Annotated in this window: 31 protein-coding genes; 22 read left to right on the top strand and 9 right to left on the bottom strand. The window is 41.0% G+C overall.

Annotated elements, in window-relative coordinates; genetic code table 11:
* The first annotated feature begins 78 nt into the window (after positions 1-78).
* Genes C6Y03_RS08725 through C6Y03_RS08715 form a run of 3 tightly spaced genes read left to right on the top strand, consistent with a single transcriptional unit; the run spans position 79 to position 1998 of the window.
* Positions 79-873: a thymidylate synthase gene (locus tag C6Y03_RS08725; RefSeq protein WP_064497497.1), complete on the top strand. Its 795-nt coding sequence runs from the start codon at positions 79-81 to the stop codon at positions 871-873.
* The gene (folA, locus tag C6Y03_RS08720) at positions 870-1355 is read left to right on the top strand and encodes a type 3 dihydrofolate reductase (protein ID WP_060596580.1); all 486 of its coding nucleotides are present in this window, start codon (positions 870-872) and stop codon (positions 1353-1355) included. The genes C6Y03_RS08725 and folA overlap by 4 nt, the downstream gene beginning before the upstream one ends.
* Before the next feature lie 19 nt (positions 1356-1374).
* Positions 1375-1998 (top strand): lysophospholipid acyltransferase family protein, encoded by a 624-nt coding sequence (locus tag C6Y03_RS08715; protein WP_106039187.1) that lies wholly within the window; start codon positions 1375-1377, stop codon positions 1996-1998.
* Between the two features lie 35 nt (positions 1999-2033).
* Here the strand turns inward: C6Y03_RS08715 and trhA are convergent, their stop codons facing one another.
* Together trhA and C6Y03_RS08705 are read right to left on the bottom strand one after the other, a co-directional pair.
* On the bottom strand, positions 2034-2672 hold the full coding sequence (trhA, locus tag C6Y03_RS08710) for a PAQR family membrane homeostasis protein TrhA (protein ID WP_095285302.1): 639 nt from the start codon (positions 2670-2672) through the stop codon (positions 2034-2036).
* 14 nt (positions 2673-2686) lie between these two features.
* Positions 2687-3655 (bottom strand): sigma 54-interacting transcriptional regulator, encoded by a 969-nt coding sequence (locus C6Y03_RS08705; protein ID WP_106031074.1) that lies wholly within the window; start codon positions 3653-3655, stop codon positions 2687-2689.
* Positions 3656-3836: 181 nt separating this feature from the next.
* Here C6Y03_RS08705 and ilvA point away from each other — a divergent pair, with 181 nt between their 5' ends.
* From ilvA to ypmT, 7 genes are all read left to right on the top strand, one after another.
* Positions 3837-5105, top strand: coding sequence for a threonine ammonia-lyase IlvA (ilvA, locus tag C6Y03_RS08700; RefSeq protein ID WP_106031146.1), 1269 nt, complete (start codon positions 3837-3839; stop codon positions 5103-5105).
* A 36-nt stretch (positions 5106-5141) separates the two neighbouring features.
* Positions 5142-5393 (top strand): YpmP family protein, encoded by a 252-nt coding sequence (locus C6Y03_RS08695; protein WP_034660976.1) that lies wholly within the window; start codon positions 5142-5144, stop codon positions 5391-5393.
* A 187-nt stretch (positions 5394-5580) separates the two neighbouring features.
* Positions 5581-6423, top strand: a complete 843-nt coding sequence (locus tag C6Y03_RS08690; protein ID WP_106031075.1) for a DegV family protein — start codon at positions 5581-5583, stop codon at positions 6421-6423.
* 23 nt (positions 6424-6446) lie between these two features.
* Positions 6447-7037 (top strand): SCO family protein, encoded by a 591-nt coding sequence (locus tag C6Y03_RS08685; protein WP_106031076.1) that lies wholly within the window; start codon positions 6447-6449, stop codon positions 7035-7037.
* Between the two features lie 69 nt (positions 7038-7106).
* Positions 7107-7868, top strand: coding sequence for an SGNH/GDSL hydrolase family protein (locus C6Y03_RS08680; protein ID WP_223250486.1), 762 nt, complete (start codon positions 7107-7109; stop codon positions 7866-7868).
* A gap of 9 nt (positions 7869-7877) precedes the next feature.
* Positions 7878-8444, top strand: coding sequence for a YpmS family protein (locus C6Y03_RS08675; protein ID WP_034660973.1), 567 nt, complete (start codon positions 7878-7880; stop codon positions 8442-8444).
* 22 nt (positions 8445-8466) lie between these two features.
* Positions 8467-8664 carry a protein YpmT gene (gene ypmT, locus C6Y03_RS08670; RefSeq protein ID WP_034660972.1) on the top strand — a complete coding sequence of 66 codons (198 nt, stop codon included), beginning with the start codon at positions 8467-8469 and terminating at the stop codon, positions 8662-8664.
* Between the two features lie 31 nt (positions 8665-8695).
* Here the strand turns inward: ypmT and C6Y03_RS08665 are convergent, their stop codons facing one another.
* From C6Y03_RS08665 to C6Y03_RS08655, 3 genes are all read right to left on the bottom strand, one after another.
* Positions 8696-9412 carry a DUF4397 domain-containing protein gene (locus tag C6Y03_RS08665; protein ID WP_223251475.1) on the bottom strand — a complete coding sequence of 239 codons (717 nt, stop codon included), beginning with the start codon at positions 9410-9412 and terminating at the stop codon, positions 8696-8698.
* 69 nt (positions 9413-9481) lie between these two features.
* Positions 9482-9742 (bottom strand): hypothetical protein, encoded by a 261-nt coding sequence (locus C6Y03_RS08660; RefSeq protein WP_034660970.1) that lies wholly within the window; start codon positions 9740-9742, stop codon positions 9482-9484.
* A 54-nt stretch (positions 9743-9796) separates the two neighbouring features.
* Positions 9797-10228, bottom strand: a complete 432-nt coding sequence (locus C6Y03_RS08655; RefSeq protein WP_034660968.1) for a MarR family transcriptional regulator — start codon at positions 10226-10228, stop codon at positions 9797-9799.
* Between the two features lie 137 nt (positions 10229-10365).
* On the opposite strand from C6Y03_RS08655, the gene msrA reads away from it, so the two are divergent.
* Together msrA and msrB are read left to right on the top strand one after the other, a co-directional pair.
* Positions 10366-10902, top strand: coding sequence for a peptide-methionine (S)-S-oxide reductase MsrA (gene msrA / locus C6Y03_RS08650; protein WP_066030756.1), 537 nt, complete (start codon positions 10366-10368; stop codon positions 10900-10902).
* A complete protein-coding gene (msrB, locus tag C6Y03_RS08645; protein WP_060596568.1) occupies positions 10899-11330 on the top strand; it encodes a peptide-methionine (R)-S-oxide reductase MsrB in 432 nt (143 codons plus the stop codon). The genes msrA and msrB overlap by 4 nt, the downstream gene beginning before the upstream one ends.
* A 51-nt stretch (positions 11331-11381) precedes the next feature.
* On the opposite strand, the gene C6Y03_RS08640 is transcribed toward msrB, so the two are convergent.
* A complete protein-coding gene (locus tag C6Y03_RS08640; protein WP_066030757.1) occupies positions 11382-12410 on the bottom strand; it encodes an SDR family NAD(P)-dependent oxidoreductase in 1029 nt (342 codons plus the stop codon).
* 242 nt (positions 12411-12652) lie between these two features.
* Between C6Y03_RS08640 and C6Y03_RS08635 the strand changes: the two genes are divergently transcribed.
* Positions 12653-13375 (top strand): acylneuraminate cytidylyltransferase family protein, encoded by a 723-nt coding sequence (locus tag C6Y03_RS08635; RefSeq protein ID WP_034660961.1) that lies wholly within the window; start codon positions 12653-12655, stop codon positions 13373-13375.
* A 28-nt stretch (positions 13376-13403) separates the two neighbouring features.
* Here C6Y03_RS08635 and C6Y03_RS08630 read toward each other — a convergent pair whose 3' ends face one another.
* Positions 13404-14366 (bottom strand): CgeB family protein, encoded by a 963-nt coding sequence (locus C6Y03_RS08630; RefSeq protein ID WP_106039185.1) that lies wholly within the window; start codon positions 14364-14366, stop codon positions 13404-13406.
* A 15-nt stretch (positions 14367-14381) separates the two neighbouring features.
* The gene (locus C6Y03_RS08625) at positions 14382-14783 is read right to left on the bottom strand and encodes a hypothetical protein (RefSeq protein WP_106031081.1); all 402 of its coding nucleotides are present in this window, start codon (positions 14781-14783) and stop codon (positions 14382-14384) included.
* Positions 14784-14990: 207 nt separating this feature from the next.
* Here C6Y03_RS08625 and cgeC point away from each other — a divergent pair, with 207 nt between their 5' ends.
* From cgeC to C6Y03_RS08590, 7 genes are all read left to right on the top strand, one after another.
* The gene (cgeC, locus tag C6Y03_RS08620; RefSeq protein ID WP_106039184.1) at positions 14991-15311 is read left to right on the top strand and encodes a spore maturation protein CgeC; all 321 of its coding nucleotides are present in this window, start codon (positions 14991-14993) and stop codon (positions 15309-15311) included.
* A gap of 17 nt (positions 15312-15328) precedes the next feature.
* Positions 15329-16624, top strand: a complete 1296-nt coding sequence (locus C6Y03_RS08615; protein WP_106039183.1) for a glycosyltransferase family 2 protein — start codon at positions 15329-15331, stop codon at positions 16622-16624.
* 167 nt (positions 16625-16791) lie between these two features.
* The gene (locus tag C6Y03_RS08610; RefSeq protein ID WP_106039182.1) at positions 16792-18168 is read left to right on the top strand and encodes a sigma-54 interaction domain-containing protein; all 1377 of its coding nucleotides are present in this window, start codon (positions 16792-16794) and stop codon (positions 18166-18168) included.
* 117 nt (positions 18169-18285) lie between these two features.
* Positions 18286-19686, top strand: coding sequence for a lysine 2,3-aminomutase (kamA, locus tag C6Y03_RS08605; protein WP_034660953.1), 1401 nt, complete (start codon positions 18286-18288; stop codon positions 19684-19686).
* Positions 19687-19688: 2 nt separating this feature from the next.
* Positions 19689-19970, top strand: coding sequence for a YokU family protein (locus C6Y03_RS08600; RefSeq protein WP_080869528.1), 282 nt, complete (start codon positions 19689-19691; stop codon positions 19968-19970).
* 79 nt (positions 19971-20049) lie between these two features.
* Positions 20050-20274: a YozE family protein gene (locus C6Y03_RS08595; protein ID WP_003215834.1), complete on the top strand. Its 225-nt coding sequence runs from the start codon at positions 20050-20052 to the stop codon at positions 20272-20274.
* A 144-nt stretch (positions 20275-20418) separates the two neighbouring features.
* A complete protein-coding gene (locus tag C6Y03_RS08590; protein ID WP_012010279.1) occupies positions 20419-21099 on the top strand; it encodes a hypothetical protein in 681 nt (226 codons plus the stop codon).
* Here the strand turns inward: C6Y03_RS08590 and C6Y03_RS19490 are convergent.
* Complete coding sequence (locus C6Y03_RS19490; RefSeq protein ID WP_258182067.1) at positions 21096-21230, bottom strand: hypothetical protein; 135 nt, start codon at positions 21228-21230, stop codon at positions 21096-21098. The genes C6Y03_RS08590 and C6Y03_RS19490 overlap by 4 nt on opposite strands.
* Before the next feature lie 119 nt (positions 21231-21349).
* On the opposite strand from C6Y03_RS19490, the gene C6Y03_RS08585 reads away from it, so the two are divergent.
* Together C6Y03_RS08585 and C6Y03_RS08580 are read left to right on the top strand one after the other, a co-directional pair.
* Positions 21350-21520, top strand: a complete 171-nt coding sequence (locus tag C6Y03_RS08585; protein WP_066030762.1) for a YozD family protein — start codon at positions 21350-21352, stop codon at positions 21518-21520.
* A gap of 50 nt (positions 21521-21570) precedes the next feature.
* Positions 21571-22179, top strand: a complete 609-nt coding sequence (locus C6Y03_RS08580) for a phosphatase PAP2 family protein (protein ID WP_106039181.1) — start codon at positions 21571-21573, stop codon at positions 22177-22179.
* Positions 22180-22228 lie beyond the last annotated feature (49 nt).

The following is a 22228-nucleotide window of genomic DNA, read 5'->3' as shown; positions in this document are numbered from 1 at the left end:
GCAGGCATGTTTTTTTGGTTTAAACAAAAGCAGAAATAAGGTAAACTACAACAAGAACATAAATAAAGGATGAAAAAAATGAAACAATACAAAGAGTTATGCCGTCATGTATTACAGCACGGGGATGAAAAAGGTGACAGAACGGGAACAGGCACAATCAGCACGTTCGGTTACCAGATGAGATTTGATTTGCAGGAAGGATTTCCGCTTTTAACAACAAAGAAATTGCACCTGAAATCAATTATTCATGAGTTACTGTGGTTTTTAAAAGGTGATACAAATGTCAAATATCTTCAGGAAAATGGCGTCCGGATTTGGAACGAATGGGCAGATGAAAATGGCGAACTGGGCCGTGTGTACGGAGCGCAGTGGCGATCTTGGGCTAGTGGGGACGGTGAGACTGTGGATCAGATCACAAAGCTGATCCACGATATCGAGCATAATCCGAATTCAAGAAGACTGATCGTCAGCGCTTGGAACCCGGGTGAAATTGATCAAATGGCGCTGCCTCCATGTCATTGTCTGTTTCAATTTTACGTATCAAACGGGAAGCTTTCCTGCCAGCTTTATCAAAGATCGGCAGATATCTTTTTAGGCGTGCCATTTAATATTGCTTCATATGCCCTTCTCACGATGATGATTGCCAAAGTCACAAATCTTGAGCCAGGAGAGTTTATTCATACGCTAGGAGATGCTCATATTTATCAGAATCATCTTCCGCAGGTGAAAATGCAGCTAGAGCGCGAGGAACGCACGCTTCCGCAGCTTCGCATTACAAGAGATGTGAAGAGCATTTTTGATTTCACGTTCGATGATTTTGTACTTGAGAACTATGATCCACATCCGCATATCAAAGGAGAAGTCAGTGTATGATTTCAATGATTGTGGCGACAGGAAAAGACAGAGTCATTGGTCAAGATAATCAAATGCCTTGGCATTTACCAGCTGATTTAGCGTATTTTAAGAAAGTCACAGGCGGGCATACGATTGTCATGGGCAGAAAAACGTTTGAATCAATTGGAAGAGCGCTGCCTAACCGCCGAAATATCGTTTTGACAACAAGTTCTTCTTTTGAAGCAGAAGGATGCGAGGTTGTCCATTCCATTGCTGATATTTTGGCAATCGGAGAGAACGAGACAGAGTTATTTATCATCGGCGGGTCTAAGCTGTATGAAGAAATGATGCCATATGCGGATCGTCTATATATCACGCATATTCACCATGCGTTTGAAGGAGACCGCTACTTTCCTGATTACAATGAAAACGAATGGACGGTTGTATCACGCGAAAAAGGCCATCGTGACGAAAAGAACCCCTACAATTATGAATTTGTCGTATATGACAAAAAAGGATAAATGAGTAGGAGGAGTACGGTTGTTTCGTTATTGGTTTTTAACGATTTATGTTGCCCTATCCATTTTTAAAAGTATGAGGCATTTGCATGCTCATGAATTAACTGATCCGCGCATTTCCTATACGAAACGAATGCATCTCATTCATGAGCATGCAAAAAGCTTTGCACGGGGCTGTATTGATCAGTCAGGATCAGTCATGACCATTCACCAGCAAAAGAAGCTGCCAGATGGACCCGTTATTTATATCACACAGGCACTGAATCCAGTCACGACGACATTATTGATTGGTCACCTTGAGAAGCCATTTGCTTTCATGGCAAAGCCGAATCTTTTTCGATATCCCATTTTAAAACAATGGCTGAAGAAGATGGCGGTTATTCATCAGAATCAATCTGATGATGCCTTATTAGAAGAAGCAAAGGAAAGAATCTTATCTGGGCAGAGCGTATTGCTTTCAGAAGCACAGCGTCACATGGCAGAGGCACTTGCTGAAGATTGTGATTGTCCGCTTGTACCGATTGAAACAAGTGGAACGGATCGTCTATTAACTGGGAAAGTCGTGAAAAGGCTGCGCCCTGTTAATGTTGATATTCATATTAAAGCACCTGTCATGATGAGTGATTACGCCCAAAAGCGCGCATAGAAAAACCAGCATCCGAAAGTGGATGCTGGTTTTTTTCATGCAGCAGGAATGTTCACACAATAGAAGAGAATGCAGAAGAACATCGATGCACTGCCGCCGAGTACAAAGCTGTGCCAAATGGCATGATGATAGGGGATTTTCCGCCAAATATAAAAGATGGTTCCGACTGAATACAATAGACCGCCTAACAGTAAGAGGCCAAATCCTGCGCCCGTTAACCCAATGTAAAGTGGTTTGATGGCAATGATAATCATCCAGCCCATTAATAAATAAACGAGCGTGGACACAATGATAAACCGTTTGACGAAAAAGATTTTAAAGACAATTCCGCCAGCAGCAAGCGCCCATACAATCGCAAGAAGCGTATAGCCTAGTGCGCCTTTTAATGGTCCTAGTAAAAAGGGCGTATATGTACCAGCAATCAATACATAAATAGCCGAGTGGTCGAGGATTTCAAATACATCTTTTGTTTTTTTGTGCCGAATGCTATGAAGCAAGGTCGAGCTTAAATAGAGCAGCAGCATGGATGCGCCAAATATCGAAAAGCTGATGATGTCTGTGACAGTGCCGTATTGAACAGCGAATAACACGAGAAAAACAATGGCTGGTATGGATAAAATAACGCCAATGCCATGTGTAATGGCGTTTGCAATTTCTTCTTTTACAGTAAACAATGAATAGCCTCCTTTTATTGAACCGGTATATAACCATCAAGTGACTTCAGGAATGAAAGACCTTCAAGTGTAATCTTCGTGCCAGCCCTGCCTTTTCCTTTCGTCACGTAAGCTTTTTTCTCAAGATCATCTAATCGGCTCCTCACCTGCTGAGGAGTCAGCGGAATGTCGCCTTGTTTGCTTAATTCAGACAAGATGCGTCTGCTGGCTGCTTCACCTTTCTCATTGAGAGACTTAATGGCTTCCAGCAGGAAAACAAACTCTTGTTTTTCCATTAGTGTGAGCTGGTGTTCTTCCTTTTTTCCTTTTACGTCCGGCGAAAGAGGTGTTAACACAAAAGGCGGCAGGTGGTGTAAAAACACCGTTTGCCCCTCGAGAATGACTGCAGCATAATGAACGATATTTTTGAGTTCCTGTACGTTTCCTTCAAACGGATACTCCTGCAAGGTTTCCCAAACACTTGGATCAATATCAGGCGTCATGCTCAGCTCCTGAAAGAAAGCAGTTGTTAACACAGGAATGTCTGTTTTTCGATCTGCTAATGACGGCAGGGGCAAATGAAAAACATTTAAACGATAAAACAGCTCAGGTAAAAAGGTAGATGACACCCTCAATGCCTCTATTGATAAAGACGAAGTGGCAATGATTTTTGTTGCAAAAGATGTTTCTAGAAAACGAATGACCTGATGCTGCATAGGAATACTTAATGCGGCGATTTCGTCTAAATAAAGAATTTGACGGGTCTTTTCCGTGAAGGCTTTCTGTAAGGTATCTTCATCTAAGACGGGGCAATATAGATGTGTCAGTGAAGCGTTTGGAGCAGCTGCATTTGCAATTTCCTGGGCAAATAGTGTTTTGCCTGTGCCAATTTCTCCTGTTATCAAGACCGGCTGCTCGTGTTTTGTGAATTGCTTTGCCAGATGAATGGCACGCTTCATTTCTTGATGCTCTCCATATATAGACGTAAACGAATGTGTGGTCATCGGGTGATTCCTTTCTTTGTGGTTCTAATTGGTTCAATTGTAACACCCAATAAAACCAAATGTACAGAAAAACGAAAAAGTTTATGAAATTTATGCTTGATCCATGATCTATTGGTTTATTTTTTGAATATTCATGTTATAATGACAAATTAAATAAGGTTAAAGAGAAAGGATCTTGTACATGAAACCGTTGCTCAAAGAAAACACGCTAATTCAAGTGAAAGACATTTTAAAGGCCCATCAAAATTTGAAGGATGTAGTGATTCATACACCTCTTCAAAAAAATGAGCGACTTTCTGAACGATATGAATGTAATGTCTACTTAAAAAGAGAGGATCTTCAAGTAGTTCGTTCCTTTAAATTAAGAGGCGCTTTTAATAAAATGAGCCAGCTTCCAAAAGATAAACTAGAAAACGGCATTGTCTGTGCAAGTGCAGGAAATCACGCACAGGGTGTTGCCTATTCTTGTAAATATTTAGGGATCCACGGGAAAATCTTTATGCCTGCCACGACACCAAGGCAAAAAGTATCTCAAGTCGAGCTTTTCGGAAAAGAATATGTTGAAATTATTTTAACCGGAGATACGTTTGATGATTCATATCATGAAGCAGTAAAATGCGGAGATGAAGAGAAGCGCGAGTTTATCCATCCGTTTGATGATTTGGATGTGATGGCAGGACAAGGAACGACTGCTGTAGAAATATTAAATGATATCGAAGTGGAGCCTCACTTTTTATTTGCAAGTGTTGGAGGTGGAGGTCTGTTATCTGGAGTTGGTACATATATCAAAAATATCGCCCCAGAAACCGAAATCATTGCAGTCGAACCGCTTGGCGCAGCTTCACTCCATGCTTCCCATGAAAAGGGCAAGGTTGTGACACTTGATTCAATTGATAAGTTTGTAGACGGAGCAGCGGTTCAGCGGATTGGCGAAAAGACGTTTACATCGCTTCAGTCCGTTGTTGATAAAATCAGTCTTGTACCTGAAGGAAAAGTATGTACAACCATTTTAGAGCTGTATAATCAATGTGCGATTGTAGCAGAGCCGGCAGGCGCACTGCCGATCGCAGCGCTGGATGCCCATCGCGAGGAGATTAAAGGGAAAAATGTTGTCTGTATTGTCAGTGGAGGAAATAATGACATTGGCAGAATGCAGGAAATCAAAGAACGGTCGATGATCTATGAAGGGCTTCAACATTATTTCATCGTCAATTTTCCGCAAAGAGCAGGAGCGCTTCGGGAATTTTTAGATGAAGTATTAGGACCAAATGATGATATCTCACGCTTTGAATATATGAAAAAGAATAACCGAAGCAAAGGCCCGGCGCTTGTTGGCATCGAATTGAAAGAAAGAGATGACTATGCGGCACTGATTGAACGGATGAATAAAAAAGGCTTCCATTATGTTGAAGTGAATAAAGATCAAGATTTATTCCACCTATTTATTTAGGCGTAAAAGAACATTGGAAAAGAGGATTGATCGTTTGTGCTGCTCAAAACAATATGTTTTAGACGGATGGATGGAGCTCAGATCAAGGTAACAGAAGTCCCTGTACTAAAGGGAGATGAGACGTATGGTTTCATGCTCACCTTTAGACTTGAAGCTTTCTTGAAAAAAGTCTATGTATCTAAAGGAAAGAGAGCTGTATACTCTTTCAGAGAGGATGTGAAACGTAACGTCAAGTGGAGCACATATGAGCAGATCTATCAGGAGCCTACACTGAAACACAATGCGTAAATAGAAATCTTTGTCAAGTGGAGTGAGCGGTCGTTTTGAAATGACAGCTGCTCAGCTTGGCAAAGATTTTTTTCATAAAAAGAAGAAAATGTGACAATTTTAAAAACGTCATGACAGTTGTTTTCAAGTATGCACGAAATAAGGTAATATCATAAGTAAAGACTAAGACAGCAAGGATGAGACGATAGTGAAACAAATTAAAATTGTAACAGATTCAACTGTGGACATTCCGCAAGAAAAAATCAATGATCTTTCCATTCACGTGATTCCGCTCAATATCTCCATTTCTGGGGTTGATTATATTGACCGAGTGAATATACAGCCAGATGAATTTATTGAAAAAATGGAGGCCGCTGAGGAATTGCCGAAAACGTCTCAACCTGCGATCGGTCAATTCGTCGAATTATATGAAAAGCTCACAGCAGATGGAAGCGAAGTCATTAGTATCCATTTAACTGGTGGGATGAGTGGTACTGTTCAAACTGCTGAAAGCGCTTCGAGAATGGTAGACGGAAACATCACGGTGATTGATTCAAATTTTATTTCCTATGGATTAGGGTTTCAAGTCACCAAAGCAGCAGAGCTTGCAAAAAATGGTGCAAGCCGTGAAGACATCATCAAAGAAATGGATAAAATCCGTCTTAAAACAAAGCTATTTGTCACAATCGATACATTAGAAAATCTCGTGAAAGGTGGAAGAATTGGAAGAGGGAAGGCACTGATCGGCTCCCTTCTTCACATCAAACCAATTGCCAGCTTAACGGACGGGGTATACACGCCGGAAGCGAATGTGAGAAGCTATTCTGCTCTTGTCCGCTATTTGACCAAACAGTATGTACAGGCCGTGAAAGGAAAAACAGTTCAAGCCATTGGAATAGCGCATGCAGATGCATTAGAACTCGCTGAAAAGCTCAAATCAGCGCTGCTTGATCACACACCTGAAGCACTTGTTGACATCGCCTACACAACACCGATTATTTCGTGTCACACTGGAAAAGGCGCAATAGGCTTTACTTTTTATACCGATTGATTGAAAAAGGGGATGGACGTACCATGCTTAAAAAAAGGGGAGCCTCACTTGGTACGCTTATGATCATAAGCGTGCTTCTTTTAGTCTCATGTTCAAATGGACAAATCAAAGATGCGTTAAATTATCAAATACAGCCGTTTGAGTATGAAAATCAAGATGGTCAAAAGGTGTCATTGGATGATTTGAAGGGGAAAGTATGGGTTGCAGATTTTATTTTCACAAGCTGTGAAACGATCTGTCCGCCGATGACTGCTCATATGACAGAGCTGCAAAAACGGTTAAAAGAAGAAAAATTGGATGCTCATATCATTTCCTTTAGCGTGGACCCGGAGGTAGACTCACCGAACAAGCTAAAAGAATTTGCGAAAGCATATCCATTGTCCTTTAAAAATTGGGATTTTCTCACTGGCTATTCACAGTCCGCAATCGAAAAATTCGCAATGAAGAGCTTTAAAACCATTGTGAAGAAACCTGAAGATGAAGACCAAGTGATTCATCAGTCATTGTTTTTCCTAGTTGATCAAGAAGGGAAAGTGATGAAAAATTATGATGGTGTACAAAATACACCTTATGATGAAATTATCAAGGACATCAAAACGCTGAATCGAAGCTAGCATAAGGATGTTCAAATGAGCGAAAACATGATACACTTTTTTAATCAGAAAAAGGAGGGACATCATCGTTTGAAGGCTCGTTTGATTTTGATTGTGATGTCTCTAGCTTTTGTTCTTTCTGCATGTTCCGCGCAAGAGGCTGGCATAAAGGATAAACTAGAAGACACACAAGACGTAAAAGAACATATTACGATCGCAGCGGTTGGAGATTCCTTAACAGAAGGAATCGGAGATCAACATAAAAAAGGATATGCAGGCATGACCCGTGACAAGTTAGAAGCGGTGGACGGCGTGCAATCTGTCACATTAAAAAATTATGCCATTAAAGGCAGTAGAACGGTAGATTTATTAAAAAGATTAAAAGAAAAAAAGGTGCAAGACGGACTGAAAGACGCTGACTATATTTTCTTTACGATCGGCGGCAATGACTTAATGCATGTTGTCCATCAAAATGTGCTCAATTTGACGTTTGCTCCTTTTCAAAAAGAGCAGGGTCCTTTTGAGGAGCGCTTTAAAACCATTCTTGCTCAATTGAGAAAGCACAATGATCATGCGAAGATCATGTATGTCAGCATGTACAATCCCTTTAAGTTCAGTTTGTCTGAGCTGCGAGATATTGATGAAGTCGTCAAAGATTGGAATGCCGCTGCCAAAAAGGAACTGAAAAAAGACGGCAACGCTGATATGATCAATGTAGCAGATTTATTTGAGGAAGATTCTGATGAAAAATTACTGGCAGATGATGATTTCCACCCAAACCAAAAGGGGTACTCTCTTATGGCAAATCGTTTATTCTCCAAAGTGAAAAAAGAAGGACTGCCGAAGGAATAGGGTGAACGTATGAAAAAGTGGAAAAGCTTATTTTTTATTTTACTTGCAATCAATCTATTGATTGTTCTTGCCTGCGGTATTTTGATGATGCTGCCAGGCGGTCAATCCGCTTCAACTAAAGAATTAAAAAGCGAGTATTCTTTTAATATATCTAGCTCAAAGGAATCGCTCACCAGCTTTATCAATGATTACTTGAAAAATCAAGGATCAAGTGATATGCCAGACTTTCATGTGGCGATCGATCAAGATGTGAAAGTGACAGGCGCAATTAAAGCTTTCTCTTCGACTATTGATGCAAACGTCTCATTTACGCCAACTGTCGAAGATAATGGTGATGTGCTGTTGAAAGTGGATGGCCTTTCAATTGGACAATTGAGCATTCCGATTAGTTTTGTTTTAAGCTACATGGGCCAGTTCTATGAACTGCCAGAATTCGTTCATGTGAAACCGGATCAAAAAACGGTTGAAGTACGCCTTTCAGAAATGCCACTGACGAATGATATGTATGTGAAAGCAAACAAAATTGATCTAGAGAACGATGAAATTGAGTTCTCATATTATCATCCAAAGCAATAGAAAGTGAGTCAGGAGTGAAATCATGAAGCGAGTCTATCAATATTTTAGTTTACTGTCGCTTTTATTTGCTGCGTACTTTGGCATTACAGCTGCCACTGATTTAAGAGCAGAAAATATCGATCAGTTTTACTTAAATATTGCCTATTGTGCATTATTTCTAGGTATCATGATTCTTGCTTTTGATTTTCAAAAGCAAGAAAAAGCTGAAGATGTCTCGTAAAGAGCCTTTTCCATTGAGGAAAGGCTCTTTTTTATATTTGCTGAGACAAGACCACCTTCGCCATAAGCTCTGGCTCTCCGTTAGCAAAGCCATGAAGCAGAATGAGGTATGCGCGATTTGCTTGCAGATGAACTTTTGGGATATCAAGCAGTACACTTTGAGTACCGGCGGCTTTTAATTCAAAATGATATTTATTCGGGGAGAAATGATGAATGTGAGTGCTGTTTACATAATGAAGCTCCTTTGATAACACCCCTTGATCACGTTCATATATATCAATGGAAGGAAGGTCTGGAGACAGATGGACAAATGTAAGGGCTGATAGGTCCTCGTGTTGAATCACAGGGTCTTGCCGCTCTGTCAGCAGCGCAAAACCTGCATGAGCACCTGTGATACATAGGGTGTAAATCTCGCTACGTTTAATCATCATGCAAGAATGAAGAACTCTTTCTTTTGTGGCCAGCTTGAACACTTCTATCTCATAAATTCCCTCATCCCACTCCATATAAGCTGTCAAATGACTGTAAGGCATTTTTTTCAAGACCTCATTCCGATTCACATATACAGCGAGCTCACTAAGATCTGGTGCAGCGTGAAAGAGCCGAATAAAGGCTTTGGATGAAGGGCTGCTTTGAGGGTGCTCGAAGCCCGCAGCGAGTGGACGGTATGGAAAGTCATGATAAGAGAGCTGCTGCATGTCATCAATCCCTACTTTCTTATGCGATGGTGTTTTTTGTAGCGTATGCATGAAAAAGGCGATCTGTATAGGCAAAAGAAGCATAGAAAAAAGCCTGACGTTTTCCGTCAGGCCCGCAAGTTAAGAAGGAGAAGAATATTGATGATATTCAGCTAGCTTAATGAACGTTTTTTCATCCTCAATTAAACCACAAACGCCGCACTGGACTTTTATTTGAGGACCTTGATAGCTCACGTGAAAAGGAGAAAGCTGCTCTCCTTCGTATCTTTCGACAACTGCTCCGGTCGCAGGATCCAGCTTCACAGGTTCTGAAAGCTGCTCAATCAGATTAAAGCGCGTTCTGTTTGTTTTACAGTTTGGACAAAGATAAGGGCTTGTCATGGTTCATTCCACCTCTTTTTATCCGTAGCATGTCCAGAGCGCTAAAATCTATGCTTAATCCTTTTGACTTTTATCCAGCTTTTTAAATAATTTGATCATTGTTTTCAGTTCTTCGTCGTCGAATGACTCAAATCGCTCCATAAAGTATTCTGTTTTCTTTTTCTCAAAATGCTCAGTAATTTCCTTACCCTTATCGGTTAAGTGGATTTTGATGATGCGGCGATCCTCTTTAGAACGGATACGGGTAATCCAGCCCTTTTCTACGAGTGTGTCGGTCACAGCTGTGATATGGCTTGCTGACACCCCTAGAATGGACGCAAATTCCGTTACTTTTTTTGCACCTTGCTCACGAAGCAAATTTAAAATGAGAAATTCATTCCGAGATAATTCGTTTTCGAGCAGGCTGTTAATCTCATAACGGATCTGCTTAAATACGGTTCTCAGTAAAGAATCCATTTCATACATCATTTGTTTTCTTTGTTCCAATCATTAAACCCCCATTATATTTTAAGATACGACAGAATGCTTTCTTTTATTTTAGGTATACAAGTCGTATCATTTTCATTATTTTTCATCATGTTATAATATGATGATACCATTTTTTAAATGAAGGGGGCACTAATATGTCTGAAAAACAAGAATTAGCCACATTTGCAGGAGGCTGCTTCTGGTGTATGGTTAAACCTTTTGATGAACAGCCGGGCATTATCAAAGTTGAATCAGGGTATACTGGCGGACATACAGTGAATCCGACCTATGAGGAAGTATGTACAAATACAACGGGACATAGAGAAGCGGTTCAAATCACGTTTGATCCAGACGTTTTCCCGTATGAAAAGCTATTAGAACTGTATTGGCAGCAAATAGACCCAACAGATGATGGAGGGCAATTTGGTGATAGAGGAGAGTCCTACCGCACAGGTATTTATGTTCATCATGACGAGCAGAGAAAGCTTGCAGAAGCATCGAAAGAGAAGCTGAACCAAAGCGGCACTTTCCAAAAGCCAATTGTGACAGAAATTTTAGATGCTGGTCCTTTTTATCCCGCAGAGGAATATCATCAGCATTATTATAAAAAGAACAAAATGCACTACGAACGATATCATGTCGGTTCGGGCAGAGCGGGTTTTATTGAGTCCCATTGGAGTGATAAATCATGACAAACGAAAAAGAAAAGCGTCTGAAAGAATTAAACCGAATGCAGTACGAAGTCACGCAAAATAATGGCACTGAGCCGCCATTTCAAAATGAATTCTGGGATCACAAAGAAGAAGGCATTTATGTGGATATCATTTCAGGCAAGCCGCTTTTTTCATCTTTAGATAAGTTTGATGCCCATTGCGGCTGGCCGAGTTTCACAAAGCCGCTTGAAGATGAGGAAGTAGCGGAGAAGGTGGATACGAGCCATGGGATGGTGCGGACAGAGGTGCGCAGCAAGACAGCTGATTCTCATCTAGGTCATGTCTTTCCTGATGGACCAGGACCAAATGGTCTTCGGTATTGTATTAACTCAGCCGCTTTGAAGTTTATCCCAAAAGATGATCTTGAAAAAGAAGGCTATGGGGATTTGAAACATCTATTTGATTGATCTATTTAAAAATCGTCACATGGAAGGCATCTGCTTCCGTGTGACGATTTTTTATTTTTTATGATGCGTGTGATGTAATTGTTCAATGATGTGGAATAGCTTTTCTTTTGTAATGAGAGGCGCTTCATTTGATGTGTAATTGGTTAAGTCGACTTTTTGAAAGTCAGCGTGCAGTTGTGGTCTTGGTAAAATGGCATAAAATTGTTCATGCTCAAATAGTGCATCTGCTTCGTGCGGAAATGTGAGCTCTTCGTGAAGCTTTTCTCCAGGTCTTTTCCCAACAACGAGAATATCCGGGGATGCGACATTGATTTGAGTGGCATATTCATAAAACGCTTTTAAGAGATCAGCAAGCTGTAATGACTCCATCTTGAGAATGAATGTTTCGCCGCCTTTCATCATGATGGCTGCTTGAAGTGTGAGGGAGACAGCTTCTTCGATGGACATAAAAAAACGTGTCATATTAGGGTCAGTTACGGTCAAAGGTTTTTCATTTAACAGCTGCTGGAGCATGATGGGAATGACGGAACCTCTTGATCCAAGCACATTGCCAAAACGCACAGAGCAAAACATCGTTTTTTGATTCGGAATACTTTCGTTTGCTTGGAAAAATAGTTTTTCTGAAATCAATTTTGTTGCACCCATGGCATTGGTCGGAGAAACTGCTTTGTCAGTTGAGATGTTGACAACATGACTGACTTCATGTTCGATTGCAGCCTCAATGACGTGCTGTCCGCCGATAATATTTGTTTGTACGGCTTCAAACGGATTGTCTTCACAAGTGGGTACTTGTTTTAAGGCGGCTGCATGAAAGATGATATCAACGCCTTTGACGAGCTGTCTCACGCGGCTTGCATCTCGTACATCTCCTAAAGCGAATGCAACTTCTGGATGATCTGCATACTCATTTTTCATCATGTATTGTTTGCTGTCATCTTTGCTGAAGACGATAATCTTCTTTGGAGAGCATGATGTTAATTTTTTCACAATTTGACGGCCGATCGAACCCGTACCGCCTGTGACTAATATCGTTTTGTCACGAAAAAAAGCCTTCAAACTCGTTTCTATCTTTTTGGACATATCTAATCCCCCAACTCTCATTTCTCTACTTTGCATCATATGTGAAAGAGCGGTATCCGTTTGAGGAAAAGAACCACTTTCTATATAAATTAGGTGAACAAATTATAACCATCTGCTTGACGTCTTAATAGAATATGGAGAGATAAGAGAACAAGTAGAAAAACGAGAGACCTGAACACTTCAGTACTGCGATCAGCTCGGTGAAAATGAAGAGAGCTTTGCGCGAGGGGAGAAGGGAATACATGTATAGGGGAAATCGTATTTTAGCCTTGATACCAGCTTTTAGAAGTAGGCGCGATCAGCATGATGAACACATTCGCGTATTGGCGGAGCGGCCGCTCATCTATTGGACCATTCAGCCGTTACTGCAAATGATTGAGTTAGATGAAGTCATCGTCTCTACAGAGGATGTCAATACTCAAATCATTTCATCTCACTACGGAGCCCATGTGATTGAACTGCCAGACACGCATGTAACGGAACAAACACCGTCACTCATAGCTGTGAAGCATGCGCTTGCTTATTTAGAGCGTGAGGGGAAGACCTTTGATATTGTTCTATATTTGCATCCATCGTCTCCTTTAAGAGAGCCGGAAGATATTGAGAAGTGCTTGCAGCTTCTAGTAGAAGGGAGTTATGACTGCATGGCATCTTTTACAGAGGCGCTAGAAAACCCAAATGAAACATGGACACTGCATGAGAATAATGAAGCCACTTTATATAAGGACAATCATTACTTTTTCATGCCAAAGCATGAGCAGCCATATACGTATGGCCGTTTAAATGGAGCAGTGTATGCTTTTCATGTTCCATATGCAAAAGAATGCATTCATTCCTTTTTAGAAGGATCTGTTGGAGCGTATATCATGGATCGCCAAAAATCACTCGTGGTGAAACAGGAGGAAGACCTTGAGAAAGCGGAGAAAGTCTTATTGGCTCGCCGAGATGCGGAGGGTTATGCATAAGATGAATTTCAACGAGAAAAGCGCCCGGTCATAGGGCGCTTTTTACGATCTCATAAAGCCTGTGTGGAAATGTCTCAAATGTATTCCAGGGAACGACTTGTTCGTAATTGTTTCGTGCGATCGCTTTTCTTTTCTCGGCATTTGATCCATAATATTCAACCTGTTCCAGCAAATCGTCCTCATCTTTATAAAAAACGAAGCTTGAAAAAGCTTGCGGCGGTTGTAGATCCGTCAATTGAAAGCTTTCAGCTGCAGCGATATCAAACGCTCTGTTGTTCAGGCTTACATTTTGAATCATGGCTTTGTTTTTATTATAGGCAAACTGAGCCGGCCTGTGCGGGTTAAGAACAATCGCTGATTGCTGATAGATGTCCGCCATTTGCTGAGGGCTTAGCCAATTGGTCACTAGTGTGAGATCTCGATAATGTCTTCGTGACTTATTTAAATGACGATGCCATTCCTTACCTGCAACGAGAATCCGCCATTTGTTCTGTTGTAAGAGTGTATCAATGGCGATGATGCGGTTGGGATAAGGGTAGCCGGCGAGTGCAATGTCATAGTTGCACATCTCTTCAGGCGATTCGTTTTTTTGAAAAACACGTGTATTTGCCGGAATGGGAAAGTAGTGGGTGTGACCTATGCCCAATTGTTTGTAAAATGGCAAAGCTCCTTCATCAATCGTTAATACGAGCCGCGCATCACGCGTGCAAGCAGCTGACACATCTGTATAAAAGGGATCTTCTGTCATCCACAAAACGATCGGGATCTTTTCTTGTTTGAATTGATGAAGCACTTCGCTCGGAACATGATCACCGATCATCATTAAAACAAAATCCGGAGAAAATGTCCGGATTTTGTGCATGTGAGCGGGTAGAGATTCTCGATCAATTTTTACACATGAAAAGGGGGAATCAATGAAGCTCTCTTCTACCCATTGATCAAACATGTGATAGATTCCGCCGTAGCCAGAGCTGATATAAAGAAGCTTCATGATGGCCCTCTCACATTAAGATGTGAACGTAACACTTTCAACTTTATCTACATCTAATAAAGTCGTTGCAGAGCCTGTTGGTGTAACTGAGCTTTCTTGTGTAACAAATACAACACCCGTTGAAGCATTGAATGCTACGAATTGAACTGGCCCGATTAAATCTCCTGAGTCAGTGACAATGCTAATGACAGTTCCTGGTGCAAGTCTTGCAAAAATCCATCTTGCTGGCTGCGATACATCGAGTGTTGTAGCAGAATCTGAAGGTGATGCCTCAGCTGCCACTTCACTTAATAAATTGTTCAATTTTTCTTCCATTTGAACTCCTCCTTCTTCAAGATTAACTGTTAATGCACGAGTAAGTGGTTTGAAAAACACTTTCAATAGTTCTTTTTTTAATTCGGCACGCTTGTCGCTCATTTTTTCCCCATCCTTTCTTCATCAATTCAAACTCACCCCTATGTATATGCCGTTCACTTTTTTTGGTATAAGCAGAACGCTGATTCTTTGTTCTTTTTTTCATTTAATTACTTCACACATTTTTAAAAATGTTTTCAAATGCTGAGGCTAAATGAAGTGATTCTCATACTCTAGTAAAGATTAAATGTGAAGAGAGAGGGATTATGAATGGAATTTGAACAATTATTAAATGGTTGGAACGAAGAATTACTAGAAGCAGAAGGAGTACTTGAAGTCATCTTGATTTTACTTCTTCTTCGTCTTTTAGAAGAAAGTGAGGAAGAGAGTGTGTCAGACATCAAAGAATTACTTCGTCCATGGCTTGAGCTTGGCATTCCGCTGCCACGTGTTCATTTAGTCAATGGAGATGTCCTTCAAAACGTAGTTGTTGTGCAGCTCTTTGATACAGTAGCAGTCTTTAAAAACGTGACAAATCAGCTAAGAGTGAATGTTCCTTACGTGAACATTGTCAGCTGGGGGGCTTTTTAATCTAATTAAAAAGGATAATGATCATGAAAGTATCGGTAATTTTAACAAGCTACAATAAACCTGATTTCATTGATCGTGTGCTAAAGAGTATGGTGGAACAAACGTATTCAAATTGGGAGCTTCTGATTATGGATGATGGCTCAGAACAAGGCACCATCCAAAAGATCCAGCCCTATTTAGACGATGAACGCATTCATCTGTATTCACGCACGGTTCATCCTGCAAAACGGCTGTTAACCGTACGGTATGCGACGCTTATTAATGAAGCGCTAACCCGTATAACAGGTCAGCTCATTTGTTATTTAACAGATGATACTGTGTATCATCAAGATCGTTTGCAGAAAATGGTGGATGTTTTTCAGTCGAATCCTCATATCGATATTGTGTATTCCTCGCAGCGGGTCGTGCATGTTGATAAGCATTTAGTCGAGACCATGAGCTTTGTGCGTGAAGCGGACCAAATCTTGGAGCATGCGTCCTTTCAAGTGGATCATTGTTCGGTCATGCACAGAAGGCGTTTGCTTCCGCTAATTCATGAAAAATACGGACAATATTGGGCTGATGAGCCTAAACACTGGCATCATGCAGATTCTGTTTTTTGGATGAGGCTGAATCAATTTGCCGCGTTTTTTCCATTAAGAGATGTACTTGATACAACGTATAAAACCCCTCATTCCTTTCATCATCTGTTTTCGAGTATGCCGTATGATCTCATTGACGGAACGGTGATTGAAAAGGAAGGGGATTACTACCAAATCGCAGGCGGCAATCTTCATGAAATTGAAAGGTGCTGGGTGAACGAAAAAAACAGGCGCGCGATTCGGGTGCCATCGTTATGTGCGATGAAATATGAGATGAAAGACATGCTGGCAGTACCAAATTATACAGTTGTCACGGCAGATCATGGAAAAACGTTCTATTATATTGAAGATCAGAAAAAAAGGCGATTTGCTTCAAAACGTGACGTGCAATATTTTCAGTTTCACCCTAAGGAGATCTATACGATTTCAAATGAACGGCTTCAGATGTTTGAAGATGGCGGTATGATTCAAGTTTCTCCAGTATTTAGTCCGCCAAACAGGCGGCTGTTTAAATGGAAACAAGATGTCTATTTACTGATGCATCATACCTTTTACCGTATTGATCCTGATGTCGTGAAGCGATTTGCTTTTTATCATCAGCCAATTAATTTATACCCTTCCCAATTTACGTTATTTCAAGAAGGAAAGCCGATAGTGCCGCTGTATATGGAATCGCTGCAAGAATTTGATATGTCTCTTTATCAAACATCAGGGCGAAAGCACTCCTCATAAGAGGGGTGCTTTTTTGACGCTATAGACAAAAAAAGCAGGAAGTTGCAAGGAAAAAGCGAAACATGAAAGGACAGGAGAACGTGTGATGAAGATAATCAAGCCGATCAAGCCGCTGAAAATCCGGCAATAGATGCCGGTTTTTTGGCACTGAAAGTGAGGGGGAAAGAATGGGGAAAGTTGTCGAAAGAGCGGATTGGTTTGAATTAATTTTAGAAGCCATTGATGAAGCCATTCATGTTGTAGATGATCAAGGCATGACGATCTTTTACAATCATAATGCCGCTAAGTTTGACTGTTTACAAAAAGAAGAGGTGATTGGCAAGTACATCCTTGAGGTGTATCCCTCTTTAACAGAAAAAACAAGTACGCTTATGCATGTTTTGAGAACTGGGAAGCCCATTTATCATTCGCTGCAAACCTATTTGAATAAAAACGGAGAAAGAATTGAAACCGTCAACACGACATTGCCCATTATTGAAGAAAGCAAGCTAATAGGCGCGGTCGAAGTCGCAAAAGATGTATCGAAGCTGTCAGCCCTTTCAAATCGTTTAGATCAAAAAAAACGGATACACGATGTGGCTGGGGCAGAACAAATGCATGATTTTGCTTCATTTTTAACAAATGATCCGTTCTTAAAAGAAATGCTTGAAAAGGCAAGAAAAGCAGCTGCTTATCCGTCATCAGTTGTTGTCTACGGGGAAACAGGGACAGGGAAAGAAGTGCTCGTTCAAGCCATTGTTCATGAATCTGACCGGAAAAACCAAGTGTTCATTCCGCAAAACTGTGCAGCACTTCCAGAATCGCTACTTGAGAGCCTATTATTCGGATCTGTCAAAGGGAGCTATACGGGCGCAATTGATCGCAAGGGGCTCTTTGAATTGGCTGATGGAGGCACGCTTTTTCTTGATGAACTGCAAGCGATGCCGCTCACGCTGCAGACGAAATTATTACGTGTGTTAGAGGATGGTGTTGTGCGCCGCATTGGGGATGCAAAAGCGATTCAAGTGGATGTAAGACTCATTACTGCACTCAATATGGACCCATTTGAAGCAGTGAAAAAGCAAATTTTAAGAGAAGACTTATTTTATAGACTGCATGTGTCATCTTTTCATATCCCGCCGCTTCGTGAGAGAAAGCAAGACATCCCGCTGCTTTCCCGCCATTTCATTCAAACCTATCATCAGCAGTTTTCAAAAAACGTCAAACGCCTTTCTGAAGAAACGGAACAATTGTTTATGGCTCACCACTGGCCGGGAAACGTCAGAGAATTAAAACATACCATTGAGCATGCCGTATTGATGATGCCAAAGGAAGCGGAAGACATCACTCCTTCATACCTTCCTGCTCATTTACGTACGCAGAAGCTCGAGGAAGAAACACCCGACGCCTCCTTAAAAAGTCAGGTTTCTTCATTTGAACAAACTTTGATTCAAGAAGCTTTAAATCAGCATCATGGCAATATTAAAAAAACCGCCGCAGCCTTAAAAATCCCTCGACAAACGTTGCAGTATAAACTGAAGAAATATGCAGATGCCGAAAAATAGGCACCACCATCCATTGAATATCACGGGTAAAGCTCCTTTTGTAAAGAATAGGGGCATTTTCCCATGTTGGCACATAACTTGCATAGTATAAGGTGAATGCTGATAGGGGGAATGGATATGAATCAGAAACTGTATGAACCGGCGCGTCATTGGAAGGACATTGAGCTTTGGAAGGATGTACCTGAGGAAAAGTGGAACGACTGGATTTGGCAGCTGACGCATACCGTGAAAACGCTTGAAGATTTAGAGAAAATCGTGAACTTAACAGAAGAGGAAAGAGAAGGGGTGAAGATTTCCACCAAAACCATTCCACTCAACATTACACCCTACTATGCCTCACTGATGAATCCAGACGATCCAAGATGCCCAGTACGTATGCAATCTGTGCCAATCGCTGAGGAGCTGCATAAAACAAAATATGACTTGGAAGACCCGCTGCATGAAGATGAAGACTCACCTGTCCCGGGGTTAACGCATCGGTACCCAGATCGTGTGCTCTTTCTTGTAACAAATCAGTGCTCCATGTACTGCCGCTATTGTACGAGAAGACGTTTTTCCGGCCAGATCGGTATGGGCGTGCCAAAAAAGCAGTTAGATGCTGCCATTGGATATATTAGAGAAACACCTGAGGTGCGGGATGTGTTAATTTCCGGCGGAGATGGGCTCTTAATCAATGATCAAGTGCTTGAATACATTTTGAAAAACTTACGAGACATTCCGCACGTTGAGATCATTCGGATAGGAACCCGCGCGCCGGTCGTCTTTCCGCAGCGCATTACAGATGAGCTGTGCGAGATTTTGAAAAAATATCATCCGGTTTGGCTGAATACCCATTTCAATACAAGCATTGAAATTACGAAAGAAGCGAAAGAAGCGTGCGAACGTCTTGTGAATGCCGGCGTCCCTGTTGGTAATCAGGCTGTCATCCTTGCAGGTATTAACGACAGTGTGCCGATTATGAAGAAGCTGATGCACGATCTCGTGAAGATACGGGTCAGACCTTATTATATCTATCAATGTGATTTATCTGAGGGGATTGGCCACTTTAGAACACCAGTATCAAAAGGTCTTGAAATCATTGAAGGCTTAAGAGGGCATACGAGCGGGTATGCCGTGCCAAGCTTTGTTGTAGATGCACCAGGAGGCGGAGGAAAGATCGCCTTACAGCCAAATTATTTATTATCGCAAAGCCCTGACAAAGTCGTCCTTCGTAACTTTGAAGGTGTGATCACCTCTTACCCTGAACCAGAGCATTACGTGGCAGGCCAGGCAGATGCGTATTTTAATGAAATTTATGAAGAGAAACAAGAACCGGCAATTGGTGTTACCGCACTATTTCAGGATGAAGCGAAATCGTTTACGCCTGAGAATTTAAGCCGGATGAAACGAAGAGAAGCATATGAGACAAATCCTGAGCATGACACACTCAAAAACAAACGTGAAAAACGAGATGAATTAAAAGAGAAAAAATATCAAGCACAGCTCAAAAAAGATCAAACTGTAAAGGAGGAGAAATGACCTTGCTGACATGTGATTGGTGTGAGGAAAACAAAGCAAACGCAGAGCAGACAACAGTCTATTGGGAACTGATCACTGGCACACAATCAATTGAAATCATCGAAACACCGTCCATTTCCTGCACGCACTGCGGCATGTTATATCAAAAGGATGAGACGGTCAAAGAGATAGAAGATCAATTAATTTTAGTGGATCAGACAAAACTTCCAGAAAAAATTTCATACGAAGAATTAATGAGCATGGAGCGGTTATTAAAGCGAAATTACTTTGACTTTTCATCATAAGTTGTACCTCCGCCTATACAAGTCATCAAATTGCTGTATAATATAACAACAAAATAGAGTGTCGCGGAGGGAAAAACAGGTGAAGTCGTTTTACCATTATTTAATGAAGTACAGACATCCAAAACCGAAAGATGAAATCAGCCATTTTGCAAATGCTGCTTATGAGGATCACAGCTTCCCGAAAGCGTCCACTGATTATCATGAGCTGTGTGCCTATTTAGAATTAAATGGCGATTATTTGAGCTCAATGACAACATTTGACGAAGCGTTTGAGCAATATGAAGTAGAAGTCAAAAAAAAATAACAAACAACCGCTTGTTCCAGATGGGAGAAGCGGTTTTTTTATGAGAAATAAAATGGCGTTTTGCATGGTGTGGTTGCCCATGCAGAATTCCTTGCGCCGGCATACGATACGTTAAGACCAAAAGTCGGGCAAGGGGGAGACAGAATGAAGGCGAAAGCACCAAAATATCAAGTAGGGGATATTGTCGTCGTTGTCATGTACGGCACAGTCGGAACGATTACAAAAGTCCATCAAATTGACCAGCACTATTTGTATGAGGTCAATCATAATGAGGTGCTTTATTTTGAAACATCACTTCAGCTTTACGATGAGTACGACGGGGTGATCGTGGATACAGAAAAGCTGGACATTGAATATGAGTTCCTCATTGGCGATGTTGTATATGTAAAAGATTACGGAAAAGAGCTATTTAAAATTATTGGCCATCGGACTGAAATATGGCGATACCTTGATGACGGCTGGGAAGATGTCATTTACGAACTCACGAGGCTAAAGGACGGAGAGTGGCTGGAAACAGAAGAGGAAGACTTAACGCTTGTCCTGAGGAAGTATGAGATGGACCAGTTCGTTCATCAGCTTCTTTTTGTGCATTACGTCGGTGAAACCTCAAAAGAAATGGAAGAAGATATGGTTCAAACGGCTCTATTACAATTAGAAGAGAAACAAGAAAGCGAAGCATCACTAGAATTCCTCGCTGTATCTATAGTGGATGAGCTTCTTGATATATATAATGACTATAAAATTCTCTACGAATTTTTCGAAGATCCAGAATACAAGGATATGATGGATTTTATATTGGAAAGTTTACACGAGCATTTTGGTTAAAGAAAGACTTGTCCTAACACGAATAAAAAATAAGGCACACAGAAAAAAACAATCACATAAAACCATCCCCTCAAGATACGGCCCATCACCTGATCAAACGTTTCTCCATCTAATATGCTTAACCATTTCATTGCCTCAAACCCCTTTTCTTTTTGTTTACTGCATTTATATGTATGGAATGAGCCATTATGACAAACTGTAATAAAAAACAGGCGTCGTTCATACATCATAAAAAAGGAGGCGGAATGTAATGAAAGAAGCAGATTTGGTGATTGATACAGAGGAAATTGCGGAATTCTTCTACATGGAGCTGGTCAAAAGAGGGTACATACCTGCTGAGCTAGAAACGTTTGAGCTGGCTGACATTACGTTTGAATATATGCTGAAAAAAGCAATGATAGTTGAAGAAGAGGCGTGGTAGGCACTATACTTTGAAGAGATTCTGAAGAGAGAGGGAGGAGAATCTTTCGCGTGTATATCCTATTTCTTTTGATTTTATTTGGCGCCATTGCTGCGCTCATGGTATCTGGTGCGGGTCAAGAATTGGACAACCAGATCATCTTATGGTTTGAGAGCATCAGACTCCCTTTTTTAAATGATGTCATGCTGACTTTGACGGACTTTGGCATTAGTGCGCTGCTCGTCCCAATCATGCTCATTTTTAGTGTCGTACTATTCATGTATAAGCGCTATTACTCTATCATGATGCTTTTTCTATTATATCTCACAGAAAAAACCATCAATCATGAACTAAAGGGAATGTTTGCTAGAGAGCGACCGGCCTTTGATCATCTTGTCAATGAAACGTATTACAGCTTTCCGAGCGGACATTCGATGAATGCAGCCACAATCTATCCTTTTATAGCTTATCTATTAGTTGAAATGATTCCATGGCTGAAAGAAAGACAAAAAATCGTCTACTTGATCACGGGGTTCTGTGTTCTTTTGATTGGGATCAGCCGAATGTATATCGGTGTTCATTATTTGACAGATGTTGCAGGCGGTTTTGCGATAGGACTTGCTTTATTTCTCATTTGTAAAAAGATTGACGAAAAATTGTCTGTCATTCGACAAAAATAGAAGAAGGAAATTGACAGACCCCAGCCAATTTTATATAAAAGGGGAGGGA

The sequence above is a fragment of the Bacillus sp. LNXM65 genome (genome assembly GCF_002998575.1).
Lineage (GTDB): Bacteria > Bacillota > Bacilli > Bacillales > Bacillaceae > Bacillus.
The sequence above is the reverse complement of the archived record's forward strand: the minus strand, read 5'-3'. Positions and strand labels throughout refer to the sequence as shown.

Coding starts and splice junctions, on each gene's coding strand:
- C6Y03_RS08705 (WP_106031074.1), bottom strand. CDS start 3,655: ATGACCACACATTCGTTTACGTCTATATATGGAGAGCATCAAGAAATG.
- C6Y03_RS08675 (WP_034660973.1), top strand. CDS start 7,878: ATGAAAAAGTGGAAAAGCTTATTTTTTATTTTACTTGCAATCAATCTA.
- C6Y03_RS08640 (WP_066030757.1), bottom strand. CDS start 12,410: ATGTCCAAAAAGATAGAAACGAGTTTGAAGGCTTTTTTTCGTGACAAA.
- ilvA (WP_106031146.1), top strand. CDS start 3,837: ATGAAACCGTTGCTCAAAGAAAACACGCTAATTCAAGTGAAAGACATT.
- C6Y03_RS19490 (WP_258182067.1), bottom strand. CDS start 21,230: ATGAAATGGTTAAGCATATTAGATGGAGAAACGTTTGATCAGGTGATG.
- C6Y03_RS08590 (WP_012010279.1), top strand. CDS start 20,419: ATGAAGGCGAAAGCACCAAAATATCAAGTAGGGGATATTGTCGTCGTT.
- C6Y03_RS08635 (WP_034660961.1), top strand. CDS start 12,653: ATGTATAGGGGAAATCGTATTTTAGCCTTGATACCAGCTTTTAGAAGT.
- msrA (WP_066030756.1), top strand. CDS start 10,366: ATGTCTGAAAAACAAGAATTAGCCACATTTGCAGGAGGCTGCTTCTGG.
- C6Y03_RS08665 (WP_223251475.1), bottom strand. CDS start 9,412: ATGCATACGCTACAAAAAACACCATCGCATAAGAAAGTAGGGATTGAT.
- msrB (WP_060596568.1), top strand. CDS start 10,899: ATGACAAACGAAAAAGAAAAGCGTCTGAAAGAATTAAACCGAATGCAG.
- C6Y03_RS08630 (WP_106039185.1), bottom strand. CDS start 14,366: ATGAAGCTTCTTTATATCAGCTCTGGCTACGGCGGAATCTATCACATG.
- C6Y03_RS08615 (WP_106039183.1), top strand. CDS start 15,329: ATGATCATGAAAGTATCGGTAATTTTAACAAGCTACAATAAACCTGAT.
- folA (WP_060596580.1), top strand. CDS start 870: ATGATTTCAATGATTGTGGCGACAGGAAAAGACAGAGTCATTGGTCAA.
- C6Y03_RS08625 (WP_106031081.1), bottom strand. CDS start 14,783: ATGAGCGACAAGCGTGCCGAATTAAAAAAAGAACTATTGAAAGTGTTT.
- C6Y03_RS08610 (WP_106039182.1), top strand. CDS start 16,792: ATGGGGAAAGTTGTCGAAAGAGCGGATTGGTTTGAATTAATTTTAGAA.
- kamA (WP_034660953.1), top strand. CDS start 18,286: ATGAATCAGAAACTGTATGAACCGGCGCGTCATTGGAAGGACATTGAG.
- ypmT (WP_034660972.1), top strand. CDS start 8,467: ATGAAGCGAGTCTATCAATATTTTAGTTTACTGTCGCTTTTATTTGCT.
- C6Y03_RS08660 (WP_034660970.1), bottom strand. CDS start 9,742: ATGACAAGCCCTTATCTTTGTCCAAACTGTAAAACAAACAGAACGCGC.
- C6Y03_RS08725 (WP_064497497.1), top strand. CDS start 79: ATGAAACAATACAAAGAGTTATGCCGTCATGTATTACAGCACGGGGAT.
- C6Y03_RS08585 (WP_066030762.1), top strand. CDS start 21,350: ATGAAAGAAGCAGATTTGGTGATTGATACAGAGGAAATTGCGGAATTC.
- C6Y03_RS08685 (WP_106031076.1), top strand. CDS start 6,447: ATGCTTAAAAAAAGGGGAGCCTCACTTGGTACGCTTATGATCATAAGC.
- cgeC (WP_106039184.1), top strand. CDS start 14,991: ATGGAATTTGAACAATTATTAAATGGTTGGAACGAAGAATTACTAGAA.